Below are 13134 nucleotides of genomic sequence, written 5' to 3'. Positions count from 1 at the left end.
GACCTGCGGGTTGCGCGCGCGCCTGCCATACTTCGTCATTTTTCTGTTCGGAGTTTTAGATGACCTATCCATCAACTATTGCCGGTGAAGCGAACGTTCCAGCTCCGACGAAAACGTTCGGTGTTTTCTATTCCATCGCGACGTCGCTGTTCTTTGCCTTCCTGTCCGTCCTCCTGTTTCTTCGCATCATGAACTTCGAGATGCGCAGAGACGAGCAGCTTTACGTTCCTCCTATCAAGCTTCTCGATGGCGCGGCGCTTTACAGTGACTTTTTCTACAATCACCCGCCGGGCTCGGCCTGGTATTTCTATGGCGTCAGCAAGCTGGTCGGGCCAAGTCACCTGCTTTTGAGCGGACGCGTGGGAGTTTTCCTCGCCTGGATCCTGTTTGCGGTCGTCGTGGTCGGCGTGGTGCACGCGTTGACGCGATCGGGATGGGTTACCGTCTGCGTCGTCGTCCTGTCGCTGGTGAACGAGCTGTTTCTGACACAGACGGGCGTCGGCGCCACAAACAACTTCCTGCCGTGGCCATTCGCCCTGCTTGGGCTCAGTCTCTTCCTGCTTGCGTTGCGCAACGAACGCCGACGCGCGATGCTGGTGGCGCTTTCCGGATTTTTCCTGGCGCTGGCCGTGAGCTTCAAACTGAGCGCGATCGCCTTCATTCCGGCCGTCGCCATCGCCGCATTCCTTCTGCCGCAGTCACTGCGGCTGAAGGAACGCCTGGTTCAGGTGGTTGCGCCATTGACGGTCGGCGGCCTGATCGGCGGAGCGCCGATCCTCTTTTATCTGCTGCGCGATCCGCAGCTTTTACTGGCGCATGTCGTGCGCTACCACACCGGACCTCATCCGCAATACTGGCGGCTGGCGAGTGGTGACGGCGAAGGGGGCGCCATGTCGCTTGCCCAGAAGCTGGCGCTCGCGCAGGAGATATGGCTGGCGCCCGCCGTTGCCGTCGCACTTGCGGCCCTGCTTGCCGTGGCCCTCACCGTTTTTTCCCGGCGCGCCGAAAGCCGGACGCCGGAACCGGGCATGCGCAGGGGTGAATTGCTCGTGCTGCTCGGTGTCGTGCTGACGAGCATCGCCATGAGCTTCGTGCCGACCCCCGGCTTTCCGCAATATTTCGCGCCGCCGCTCATCTGCGTTCCGTTGGCGTTTGGCCTCTTTCTCGAGACGCTCGGGCCGACTTCGCTGCCATCGGTGCGGCCAATACTTCTTTCGGCCGCGGTTCTCGCTCTCGCCGTCAACGCGCCGCGCCTTGGCCAGTACATCGGCAAGGCGGTACATCCGGCGCAGTGGACGACGATGCGTGTTCATGAGGCGGGAATGACGATCGCGGAGCGCATGCAGGCCGCAGGCGTCAGCGGCAAGGTGGCGACGCTTTCGCCGATCTATCCGCTGGAGGGTGGCCTTGACGTCTATCCCGAGCTTGCTACCGGTCCCTTCGCCTATCGCACCGCCTCGGTGACCAGCCCGGAGCTCGCGAAATACTACAGGATGACCTCGCCGGAGACGGTCGGCGCTCTGTTTGACCAGGAGCCACCGGCGGCCCTGCTGCTCGGATTTGACGATGAGCTGGAGAAACCCATGCGCGCCTATGCGGAGAGCCACGGCTACGTGTTGTCGGCGCCCCTCGGCTTCAAGGACCGGTACGGGACGCCGGTGCTGTATCTGAAACCCGCCTCGTCCTGAGCGCCAGTCTTGAAAAAATGCAGTGGCCCGCTACAGCGCCGCGCGTCTTGTCGGACGCGCAAAGGATGCTGTAGCACTTTCAATTGCTGCATGTTTTTGTCCTCTGACCGGCTACGATTAAAGGAAACATGCAGTGGCCGCGTGCCGCATCAGGTCGGTACCTGCTCGGTCGGCAATCGGACCGTGGCCGTCATCGGCGGTGCAATGACGTTGTCCCATTGCTGAAGAACGATCGATGTCGCGTAGCGCGCGGCCACGGCGCGGGCCGCGGCTGCCCCCAACCGCTGCCTGAGGGCCGCATCCCCCGCCAGCCGGCGGATTGCCGCTGTCAGCTGCGCGATATCGCCCAGGGGCACGAGCATTCCGACCTCGGGCGTGTTGATGATCTCCGATGGTCCCCACGGGCAGTCGAACGCGATCGTCGCAAGACCCGCTGACATGGCTTCGAGCAGCACGTTGGGGAACCCCTCGAAGCGCGAGCTGAGCACGAAGATATCGCCGGCATCCAGCCACTCGACCGGCGATTTGGTGGTGCCGGGAAGACGGATGCGATCCTGAAGGCCGAGACGCTGAACCTGCGCCTCGAGCGCCGCCCGTTCCGGACCTTCGCCGAAAATCGTCAGCGTCAACCTGGGGTCCAGTTTCGTAACGGTGGCAAAGGCGTCTATCAGCAGATCGAACCCCTTCTGCCGATCGAGGCGACCGACCGCGACAACCCGGGTGCCGTCGCCCTCAGCCGCGGGGCTGGCGCGCCGAAGCGTTACCGGATTGGGAATGATCACCGACTTGTCCTTCAGGGCAGGCGGCAGCAAGGTGGTGGCCTGCCTTGTCTGCATCACCAGCCGTTCGGCCGCCCGCGCGGCCAATGGCCGCGACAGCCGCCAAATGGGGCTCATCGCCTGGGTGCTGAAGTTGTTTCGTTCGGAAAGAACCAGCCGAAGACCAAGCCCGCGCGATGCGAGGACCACCATGATGTTGACCTTTGTCAGGAAGGAGACGACGAGGTCCGGGGACAATGCGCTCAGGCGCGTGCGAAGCCGTGCGATACGTCGTGCGGTTCCAATGGCCCCGGAGGCAGTGCCGCCGCCCAGCGCCTCCACGCTGATCGCCTTGTCGTAGGCAAAGAAGCTGGCCGCATTGTTGGCACTGACGGCAAGGACGTGGACGTCGTCCCCATGCGCGCGCCGATGATGCGCGAGCATATTGACGACCTTTTCGGCCCCGCCCGCTCCTAGCCCGGAGAGCACAAATACAATTCGCAAAGCCGGCTCCTGTTCTGCGGCATGCGCGACAATCTCTTCACCGTCGCCGGACGCGTCGAAGTGCATTTCACCTTCGACAAGCACATCCGGCTGCATCGATCAGCGCCCGAAGGCGCAAGGCATGGCTTCGACGGCCGGCGCGCTAGATGGCGCTCATCCAGCCGTGGGTCAGGGCGAAATGGACGATCTGCGCCCGCGTATGAAGTTGTAGCTTCTCCGTCGCGCGGGCCTTGTAGGTTTCGATCGATTTAACGCTCACATTGGTTCTCGCGCCGATTTCCTTGTTGGAATACCCAAGCGCTACAAGCCTCAGCACGTCCTGCTCGCGTCGCGTCAGGCCGGGCATGCCGGCCATCCTCACGGCTTGCGCGCCAGGGCCTGGCGTCGATCGCGTCAGCTCCTGAGCGGTCGGCGGGTCGAGATAGAGCCCGCCGAGCGTCACCGAGCGCACCGCGAGCAACAGGTGCTCCGGCGCGGAGCATTTCTGGATGAAGCCCTTGACGCCGATCTGGAGCGCCTGCTGCGCATAGCTGCGCTCCTGATGCTCAGTCATCACCACCACATAGGTCGAGAGCTTTTGCTTGAGGATTTCCTCGGCAAGCGACAGACCGCTCATGTCGGGAAGCGAGATATCGATGACCGACACGTCCGGGCTGGTCGCGCCGATCAGCGCCAAGGCATCGGTGCCGCTCCCGGCCGCGCCGACACAGACGATATCCTGGGTCGTCTCGACCGTTGCTCGGGCGCCGACAATCACGAGCGGATGGTCGTCGACAATCACAGTTCGGATCGGTGCGGTCATGACGCTCCCCTGCTGCCCCGGGCGCCAGACAAGACGCACGGCCGTCGCCGTGAGCCGTCGAGCCCATGGTCGAGCGGAAAACTGCCGCTTAACGGGAGTTTTCCACCGCAGTGATACATGGATCGCCTGATGATAAAAAATGTGTTTCGGGTTCTACGCATTTCAACATGCCCGCAAAAGAAGTGATGTGATTAGAAATACTACGGGTGCTGGCGGTCGCAATCTTTGATTGTATAGATAAAAGTATCGCAGAGTATGTCATTGAAAGTTCAGATGGTATCACAAGCTTTCTGCTCGTCAATGTTCGGCCGGTATGGTTTGTGGCATGCTTGAATTGTGGCCGTTCCGTTTACGACTGTGGGTCGGTCGTATCGTCCTTTCGGTCTGTTTCGCAGCACTGCTTCGCCCGGCGCCTGCACATATCCGCTAGAAGTTCCTCAGGAAATTGGAGTAGCGCCGCTCGATCTTGTGCAGGGTGTACTCGCTCTCGATCCGGTCACGGGCAAGGTGCGCGTAGCGGGCGTACTCCTCCGGCGAGAGATCGAGCACCTTGCGCATGGCGTCTGCAAAGGCCTCCGGATCGCGGGCCGGCACGACGATCCCGGCATTGCCCGCCACCTCGGCTGCGTCCCCGACATCTGTCGCCACGACCATCTTGGCATAGCTCATCGCCTCGGCAACGACGTTCGGAAATCCTTCCGTTCTCGAAGACAGCGCCAGGATGTCGATGTTGCGATAGAAATCCTCCATGTCGGCGACTTCGCCCCTGAGGTCGATGGCCTCGCTCGGCAATCCCGCATCGGTAATCAACCGGACAACTTCGGGATTGTCCCAGGCCAGGCCGCGGCCGGCTGCGAGAAAGCGCGTGTCGGGATGGGTACGCAGCACCGATGCGGCGGCGCGAAAGAAGGTTGCGTGATCCTTTTGCGGATGAAAGCGGGCGACGATGCCGATCCGCCGCGCCGGCGCCTGGTCCGGCACCTGGTGATGGGTGGCGACGGCCGGAATCTCGAAGCCGTTCGGGATAACGACCGAATTGAGGTTGCGATAGCCATAGGCGCCGTGCATGTCGCGCGCGCGTGACGAGTTGTAAATGATGCCGGATGCGGAGCCGGAAAGCACCTTGGCTGCGGCGATCGCCAGATGCGAGCTTCTTGAAAGTGAGGCAACGTCGTCCAGAGACTGGCGAACGTTCCAGATCACCGGCGTCGCGCGGCGAGAAAGCTTGGCGGCAAGCGTGCCGACAACCATGGCATGGTACATCCAGCACAAAAGCACGCTGGGCTTTTCCTGGCGGATGATCTGCGCAAGCCGCATCGTGCCCTGAATGATCGCAGGCAGCGAGCGCGCACCGAGCGCCACGTATTCGACACGCGGATTGCCCGCGAGATCGCGGTTTCGCGCCGAGATATCGAGCAGCGAGACGACCATGACGCGCTCGTCAGGCGACGCCTTGAGCAGGCGCGCGAGCATCGTTTCAGCTCCGGCACTTGCGCTGAAATTGGTGATCAAATGCAAAATCATACCATGGATCCGAAGTTGCGCCGCAGCTTGGGCCTACCTCCGCATTCCCCGGCCGGACTTCAAGCGCCACACCCGGTGGCTGCCTGCGCCTGCCATGAGCACCACAAGCCTCAGCGCGGTCTCCGCGCCAGGGTATCAAATTTCCGTTGCCTCGATTTCGGAGGGCACATCGGATGCGATCATTTCTGAAAAAGTGTTGGTACTCTAAATGCGCCTCTCCGGGCAGATCCCTAGAAAGGCAGTGGTTTCAAGATACAACGGCTGACACTGTCATGCAATTATTCTCTTGCAGTATAGCTGGCGTCTGAAATAGCATCCCTGAATATCATACTTGAAATACTTTAATATCGCCCGCATGGGTTATTTTACCCTTGGTTGCGGTCTGATTTTGTACATTGCGCTCTGAAACCTTGTGCATTTGAGAGAGAAGATGCGGTTTGTTCTGGTTGGTGCCGTAGAAGGATCTCGCATAGCCCTTGAGGCCCTTTTGTCCAAAGACATGGTGCCGTCGCTGGTGATCACCCTGCCACCGGAGGCGGCGGATCGGCATTCCGATTTTGCCGATCTGACGACGCCGGCGCTCAAGGCTGGCAGTGCCGTGTTTCATGCGACGAATATCAACGCCGAGGCGACGCTTGAGGCTGTCCGCGCCACCGCGCCGGATCTCATCCTCGTACTTGGCTGGTCGCAGATCTGCCGTCAGGCCTTTCGCGACATTCCTCGCCTCGGCGTGATCGGCTTTCATCCGGCCGCGTTGCCGCGGCTGCGGGGGAGGGGCGTCATACCATGGACCATCCTGCTTGACGAAAAGACGACGGGCTCATCGCTCTTCTGGATCGATGAAGGCATGGATTCGGGGGACATCATCCTGCAGCGTCTCTTCCCGCTCGCCCCGGACGAGACCGCGCGCAGCCTTTACGCCAAGCATGTCGGCAACCTGGCCGAGATGGTTCCGGAAGCCGTGGCGCTGGCGACCGAGGGACGGGCGCCGAGGATCGAGCAGGATCACACACTCGCCAGCTATTGCGCAAAGCGCGTGGCCGAAGACGGCCTCATCGACTGGTCTCACCCGGCCGCCGAGATCCTGCGGCTGATCCGGGCCGTCGGCGACCCTTACCCGGGCGCCTTCTCTCTTCGAGACGGCAGGCCGATCCATATCGATGCGGCACGGACGTTTGCAGACTCCTTTCGTTACATCGGTCTTGCCGGCCAGGTGCAGGCGCATACGACGGAGGGATTTACAGTCATGTGCGGGGACCGGCAGTGCATCGAAGTGACAGCCTGGCGCGGGACAGACGGTCGCCGCCCGGCCGTTCACAGCAAGATGGGATCGTAGGTGCCGGCCGCAGCGGACGTTCGGATTGGCTTGTTCGATAGGAGAGAGCGGACCTCGACCCCGTGGCTGCTCCTTGCAACATCTGGAGAAGGCGCGCATGACGCAAAGGTCGCTTAACATCCTCGTCTCTTCCGCCGGAAGGCGCGTCGGCCTCATCGAGTGCTTCCGACGGGCGGCGCAGACGCTTCAGATCGATCTCAAGGTTTTTGCCTGCGATGTCGACCCGGACCTGAGCGCAGCCTGTGCCATCGCCGATCGGGCCTTCACGGTTCCGGCCTATGGCCATCCCGAGTTTGCAGCACGCCTTGCCGACCTCGCGCAAGCCAATGAAATCCGCCTGATCGTTCCGACGATCGATCCGGAACTGTTGCCACTTGCGATCGCCGCCGACGCCTTCGCCCAGGCCGGATGCCGCGTCCATGTCAGCCCGCCGCCCGTCATCGACGTCGTCCGCGACAAGCTCGAAACGATGCGCGTGTTGGCCGCCGCCGACGTCCCGGTGCCGCGAACCGGCATGCTGGAGGAGGTCCGCGGCAAGCTTGCTGACTGGGATTGGCCGCTTTTCCTGAAGCCGAACGCCGGCAGCGCCAGCCGGTCGATCAGCGTGGTCGGTTCTGAGGCCGAACTGCCCGCCAGCAGTTCCGAGCCGATGATCCTGCAGCAATATCTCGACGGTCCGGAGCATACGGTCAATGCGTTCGTCAACGCCGCCGGCGATCTCGTATCGGTGATCTCGCACCGGCGTCTGCGCATCCGCGCGGGAGAGGTGGAAAAAGGAGTTACCGAGCGCCATGCCGTTCACCGCGCCATGGCCGAGGGCATCATGCGAGCGCTGCCGGCCTTGCGCGGGGCATTCTGTTTCCAGGTCATCGACGACAGCCGGACGGGGCCGAGGGTTATCGAGATCAACGCCCGGTTCGGCGGCGGCTATCCTCTCGTCGACCATGCGGGTGCCACCTACGCCCGTTTCCTCCTTGAAGAGGTCGCGGGCTTGCCGAGCACGGCGCATGACAATTGGCGCGAGGGTGTGCTGATGCTGCGGTACGATGCCGCGATATTCAGGGGGTAATGGCTATGTCGGCCCGCGAGCAGGTCATAGTCTTTGATCTCGACGACACGCTTTATCTGGAGCGGGATTTCGTCGCGAGCGGATTTTCTGCCGTCGATTGCTTTCTCGCGAGCCACGCCGGTGTCGAAGGCTTTGCCGTCCAATGCAGGGCGGCGGCGGCAAACGGGCACAGCGGGCATGTCTTCGATCAGGCCCTGGCCGCCCTCGGCATTGAACCCGACAAGGCGCTGGTTGCACAACTGGTTGCTGTCTACCGTGGTCACAAGCCGGACATTGCTCTTGCCCCGGATGCCCGGCGTTATCTGGAACGAACACGCACAGGCAGACGGGCGATCATCACCGACGGGCCTGCAGCAACCCAGCAGGCCAAAGTCAAGGCGCTTGGTCTCGAAGCTTTCGTCGACCGCGTGATCTTCACCGATCTCTGGGGGCGTGCCTTCTGGAAGCCGCACGCAAGAGCTTACGAAACGATCGAAGATTGGACAGGGCTCGAACCCGACAATCTCGTCTACGTCGCCGACAATCCGGTCAAGGATTTCGTCACCCCGCGCAGCCGCGGGTGGCGAACCGTCATGGTGGCGCGCGAGGCCCGTGTTCACAAGTCGGCCGCACCGGACCAGGCCCATCAGGCCGATATCCGCATCAACGATCTCGACGAATTGCAAGATGCGCTGCGGTCGTTCCGGCCAGCGGAAACCTCCCCCTGATAAACATCCGACGCAAGCATACCTCAGGCAGGCGCCTGAAAAAAAAGCATGGCCGCGGAGCGTGCGCGCCCGTCCGCGGCCAAAGTTATGATGTGCCCTTATCCGGGGCACGCCGATCTTATGCGAATGTAAAGTCGGCAGCGCTGAAGTTGGCCGCCGAAAGCGTTCCATTCGGATCGTCGACAACGATCTGGAAGGCGTGGCCGGCCGAATCCTGTGCCTTCAGGATCACGTCGCCGCTGGCATCGTCATAGGCATACACCGTGCCGGCGGCGCCGGTGTTGGCGTAGCGGGTGATGCCGAGCTTTTCGAGAACGATACGGTCCAGACCATCCTGGAAGTCCATGATGGTGTCTTTGCCACCGTCGATCGCGCCTGCGCCCTTGAAGACGAAGCGGTCGGCATCGGCGCCACCCCACAGCGTGTCCGAGCCGGACTCGCCGATGAGCGTGTCGCGGCCGGCATCGCCGCGGATCGTGTCGTTGCCGAACCCGCCGTAAAACAGGTCGTCGCCGTCACCGCCGTTCAGCACGTCGTTGCCGTCTTCGCCGCTGATGCTGTCGTTGCCGCCATCACCATAGACGAGGTCGTCACCGGCGCCGACGCTGATCCTGTCAACACCCGCACCGCCATGGGCTTCGTCTCGGCCATTCTCGGAATCGAGAATGTCGTTGCCGTCGCCGCCGTCCATGTAGTTGTCGCCATCACCGCCGTCGACGCGGTCATCGCCGATGCCGCCATAGACGTGGTCATTGCCGGACTGGCCCTTCAGCGCGTCGTTGCCGCCTTCGCCGTAGATGTAGTCGTCACCGGCGCCGCCGCCGACAGCCTGGGTCGTCAGCTTGCCGGTCGCCGGGTTGATGCGGTTGATGAAGCCGTCGTTGCCGTCACCGGCATAGATGATGTCATTGCCGGCGCCGCCGTCAATGTACTCCTCGCCGGCGCCACCATAGAAGGTGTCGTTGCCGGCACCGCCGAGCATGATGTCGTGGCCATCGCCGCCGTCGAGGATATCGTCGCCGTCTTCGCCGTCGAACGTGTCGTTGCCGAGGCCGCCGACGAAGTGGTCGTTGCCGAGTCCGCCGTCAAACGAATCGTTGCCGGCGCCGCCTTCGGCGTAATCGTCACCCGAACCGGCCTTGAAGAAGTCGTTGCCGTCGCCACCGTACATCCGGTCGTTGCCATCTCCTCCGTCGAGATAGTCGTCCCCGGCATAGCCCCAAAGGCTATCGTCGCCACCATATCCGTAAATCGTATCGGCTACGTTCGTGCCATAAAGCGTGTCAGCTACGGGTCTTCCCTTAACGATCATGTTTCCATCCTTTATTAGTGGGGCAGAATACGCGCCGTTGCTTTTACCGACCGCCTTGCAAGAACAGCAAGCGACCGTAGCGTGTGAAAACTGTGACCTGTCGCGTTATGTGGTGGGAATCCAAAATAACATCTATAAGCAACCCCTACAATAGATGTATAGTATCCACTCAACTCCCGGCACGTTGACAGCGGGCAAGAGTTCCATCGATACGGCCCCACTCAAAATCTTTAAACCGGTGTCGTTACAGCATGGCAGACAAGAGAATCAGAGACAGTAAACTATGGCCTGCGTTTCGGCGCAGCCTGATCGACCTCGGCCTGTTTTCGACGGTGGTCAACATTCTGGCCCTGACGTCACCCCTGTTTTTGATCCAGGTCTACGATCGCGTTCTGCCGTCATCGAGCCTCGAAACGCTGGTTTATCTTGCGATTATCGCCTTCCTCGCCTTTGCATTCCTCGGATTGCTCGATGTGATTCGCGCGGTCTACGCGGTGCGCCTGGCTGCCAAGCTCGACTGCGAACTGGGACCGACAGCCTTCGCAAGCGTGCTCAAGTCAACGGGACGCGAGCCGGGCGACATTCAGCCGTTGCGTGATCTTTCGACCATCCGGGGCTTTGTTGCGTCGCGCGGCACGCCCGTGCTTTTCGATCTCCCGTTCTCGCCGGTGTTTGCGGCGCTTCTCTACATTCTTCATCCGATGTTGTTCGTGATGACATCGATCGGTGCGGTTGTGATCATCCTCGTGGTTTTCCTCAACCAGTACGCCAACAAACGGGCATCGCAATTCGCACAGGAGCGCATCACCAGCGCCAATCTGACCGCGCAGCTCTTCAGCCGCAGCGCAGAGACGGTGCGCGCGATGGGGATGACGGGCAATGTCGGCGAGGTCTGGGGCCGCCAGTTCGCGGCCGCAACCGCCGCGTCGGACGGAAGCCTCATCGTCAACGCCATTTTTGGCGGCGTGTCCCGGTCGGTGCGCATGATCCTCCAGATGGCGATCCTCGCCGTGGGGGCGACGCTCGTGCTCAAGGGACAGATGACCGCCGGCATGATCTTCGCGTCTTCGATCCTCTCGGGGCGCGCCCTGCAGCCGCTCGACCAGTTGGTGGGGATCTGGAAGCAGGCGATGGAGGCCCGCAGTGCCTGGACGCGGTTCGAAAAGGTGATCGCGGCGGAAGGCACGGAGGGGCGCAGGCTCCGGCTGCCGGACCCGGTCGGCCATATTGCCGTGCGAGACCTGCTTTACGTGTCGCCGGACGCAGGGGCTGATCCTGAGCCGATCCTGAAACGGCTGAATTTCACGATTGCAGCCGGCGAGAGCATCGCCGTCGTCGGTCCAAGTCGGGCCGGCAAGTCGACGCTTGCCCGGTTGCTGACCGGTGCCGTGGCCCCGACCGCGGGCACGATCGCGATCGATGGCGCAGACCTGAGGACCTGGGACCCCGAACAGCTCGGCCGGCTCGTCGGCTATCTGGCTCAGGACGTCCAGCTCCTGCCTGGAACGATTGCAGCCAACATCTCCCGGTTTGATCCGGATGCTGCCGATGAGGATATCGTCGCCGCCGCGCGTGCGGCCCATGCCAACGACCTCATTCTGAGGCAGTCGAAGGGCTATCAGACCCTGATTGGGCCCGGCTCGAGCAACCTGTCCGGCGGCGAGCGCCAGCGCGTCGGGTTGGCGCGCGCCTTTTATGGTACCCCGCGCCTGTTGGTGCTCGACGAGCCGAACGCTAACCTGGACAGCGAAGGCGAGGCGGCTCTCGGTCAGGCGCTTCGCGACGCCAAGGCACAGGGCGTCACGGTCGTCATCGTCACGCACCGCATGTCGATCGCGAAGACCTGCGACCGGATCCTGGTGATGAACAACGGCCGGGTCGAGGATTTTGGTCTGACTGAAGATGTGGCGCGCCGCGCCCAATCCGAACGCGCCGAGAGGATGGCAAGAGCTAGTGCGAAGCGACCACCCAACATCGCCGCCGCCAATGTCGCCGCCTTCGTCCCCGGCAGGGCCGGTGACCGCCCATGATGACGGCTGACAAGACGCCACGGTCGTGGCGCGAAACGATCGCGACCGACACGACGCCAATCGCGCGGATCGGTTATGCCGCCCTGGTGCTCATCCTCGCCGGTTTCGGCTACTGGGCTGCGACGGCACCGCTTTCCGGGGCCGCAGTCGCTGCCGGCACCCTGACCGCGACCGGTCGCAACGTGCTCGTCCAGCATCTGGAAGGCGGCATCGTCAGCGAGATCGCGGTTCGCGAGGGAGATGCCGTCAGCAGGGGGCAGACACTGGTGGTGCTCGACGATACGGTCGCGCGCACCCAGCTCAATCGTCTGGCCAAACAATGGGTTGCGCTGAAGGCAAGAGAGGCCCGCCTTGCCGCGGAGCGCGACGGCCGGCGGGAATTGACGATCAACATCGGCAATGCCCCCGCCACCATGTCGGCCGCAAGCCGTGACCTTACCGAAGAGCAGGTCAAGGAGTTTGAAAGCCGGCTTGCCCGCTTCACCTCGGAAACGGTCATCCTGCAGCAGCGGGTCGAAAGTCTGAACGATGGACTTGAGGGGCTTTCGGCGCAGAAGGCCGCCGTCGAAAAACAGACGCAGATCGTGCGCAGCGAGGCGGGACGGAAGTTCAGCCTTCTCGAAAAGGGACTGACGAACCGGACGGAGTACACCCAGCTCCTGCGGGTCGAGGCGGATCTGCTCGGCCAGGTCGGGATGCTGCAGGCGGAGGCTTCGTCGAGCCGCACGCAGGTTGCCGAGGCCCGCGAACAGATCGAGCGGCTGAAGACGCAGCGTGTCGAACAGGCGGTGACTGCGATGAACGAGGTGAAGACCGGGCTCGCCGACGTGGAGGAGCAGGTGTCGGCGGCGCGCCGCGTGCTTGAGCGAACCGTCGTCAAGGCTCCGGTCGACGGAGTGGTCGTCGCTTCCGTCTACAATGCCATCGGCAGCGTGATCGGCCCGGGAGAAAAGATCATGGAGATCTTGCCGACCGGCGATCTCGTCGTCGACGCGCGCATCCACCCGCAGGATATCGACGTCGTCCATGTCGGCCAGCCGGCAAGGATCCGTCTGTCGGCCCTGAACGCGAGCCTCACGCCCGAGGTGTCTGCGACGGTTGCGCATGTGTCGGCCGACCGTCTGAGCGACCCTGCGACCCGAGAACCCTATTACCGCGCGGTCCTGCATCTCGACATGCCACTGCCCGCGGGCGTGCGGATGGATCAGCTCCATCCGGGCATGCCAATCGATGCGTTCATCGAAATCGGCGACCGGACCTTCCTGGAGTACCTGGTGAAGCCGATTGCCGACTCCTACAGGCGCGCTTTCGCCGGCGAGTGACGGCGCCGTTGCGTGGAGATGCAGCCCGTCGATGCCGGCCCGTTGATGCCGGCACGCGGTCAGCGTTCCGTCCGACCCGGCT

At 62.6% G+C, this 13134-nt stretch carries 10 protein-coding genes; 6 read left to right on the top strand and 4 right to left on the bottom strand.

The features are described from left to right. The first annotated feature begins 59 nt into the window (after positions 1 to 59). The gene (locus tag VGO12_RS16470; RefSeq protein WP_327513817.1) at positions 60 to 1688 is read left to right on the top strand and encodes a glycosyltransferase family 39 protein; all 1629 of its coding nucleotides are present in this window, start codon (positions 60 to 62) and stop codon (positions 1686 to 1688) included. Positions 1689 to 1837: 149 nt separating this feature from the next. Here VGO12_RS16470 and VGO12_RS16465 read toward each other — a convergent pair whose 3' ends face one another. The 3 genes from VGO12_RS16465 to VGO12_RS16455 form a co-directional block, all read right to left on the bottom strand. After that, positions 1838 to 3046: a glycosyltransferase family 4 protein gene (locus VGO12_RS16465; RefSeq protein ID WP_327513816.1), complete on the bottom strand. Its 1209-nt coding sequence runs from the start codon at positions 3044 to 3046 to the stop codon at positions 1838 to 1840. Positions 3047 to 3092: 46 nt separating this feature from the next. Beyond that, on the bottom strand, positions 3093 to 3752 hold the full coding sequence (locus VGO12_RS16460) for a response regulator transcription factor (RefSeq protein ID WP_327513815.1): 660 nt from the start codon (positions 3750 to 3752) through the stop codon (positions 3093 to 3095). 426 nt (positions 3753 to 4178) lie between these two features. After that, positions 4179 to 5276 (bottom strand): glycosyltransferase, encoded by a 1098-nt coding sequence (locus VGO12_RS16455; protein WP_327513814.1) that lies wholly within the window; start codon positions 5274 to 5276, stop codon positions 4179 to 4181. 430 nt (positions 5277 to 5706) lie between these two features. On the opposite strand from VGO12_RS16455, the gene VGO12_RS16450 reads away from it, so the two are divergent. The 3 genes from VGO12_RS16450 to VGO12_RS16440 all read left to right on the top strand — a co-directional run bounded on the left by VGO12_RS16450 (position 5707) and on the right by VGO12_RS16440 (position 8388). Further along, complete coding sequence (locus VGO12_RS16450) at positions 5707 to 6612, top strand: methionyl-tRNA formyltransferase (RefSeq protein WP_327513813.1); 906 nt, start codon at positions 5707 to 5709, stop codon at positions 6610 to 6612. 97 nt (positions 6613 to 6709) lie between these two features. Further along, entirely contained in the window at positions 6710 to 7681 is a 972-nt protein-coding gene (locus VGO12_RS16445; RefSeq protein ID WP_327513812.1) for an ATP-grasp domain-containing protein, read from the top strand. Continuing rightward, positions 7681 to 8388, top strand: coding sequence for an HAD family hydrolase (locus tag VGO12_RS16440; RefSeq protein WP_327513811.1), 708 nt, complete (start codon positions 7681 to 7683; stop codon positions 8386 to 8388). The genes VGO12_RS16445 and VGO12_RS16440 overlap by 1 nt, the downstream gene beginning before the upstream one ends. A 118-nt stretch (positions 8389 to 8506) precedes the next feature. On the opposite strand, the gene VGO12_RS16435 is transcribed toward VGO12_RS16440, so the two are convergent. Continuing rightward, the gene (locus VGO12_RS16435; RefSeq protein WP_327513810.1) at positions 8507 to 9700 is read right to left on the bottom strand and encodes a calcium-binding protein; all 1194 of its coding nucleotides are present in this window, start codon (positions 9698 to 9700) and stop codon (positions 8507 to 8509) included. 251 nt (positions 9701 to 9951) lie between these two features. On the opposite strand from VGO12_RS16435, the gene VGO12_RS16430 reads away from it, so the two are divergent. Both VGO12_RS16430 and VGO12_RS16425 read left to right on the top strand, forming a co-directional pair. Beyond that, on the top strand, positions 9952 to 11730 hold the full coding sequence (locus VGO12_RS16430) for a type I secretion system permease/ATPase (protein WP_327513809.1): 1779 nt from the start codon (positions 9952 to 9954) through the stop codon (positions 11728 to 11730). Then, positions 11727 to 13052, top strand: a complete 1326-nt coding sequence (locus VGO12_RS16425; protein ID WP_327513808.1) for an HlyD family type I secretion periplasmic adaptor subunit — start codon at positions 11727 to 11729, stop codon at positions 13050 to 13052. The genes VGO12_RS16430 and VGO12_RS16425 overlap by 4 nt, the downstream gene beginning before the upstream one ends. Positions 13053 to 13134: the final 82 nt, after the last annotated feature.

It is taken from the genome of Ensifer sp. (assembly GCF_035999135.1).
Taxonomy (GTDB): Bacteria; Pseudomonadota; Alphaproteobacteria; order Rhizobiales; family Rhizobiaceae; genus Ensifer.
Note: the sequence above shows the minus strand (reverse complement) of the source record. Positions and strands in the feature narration are given on the sequence as shown.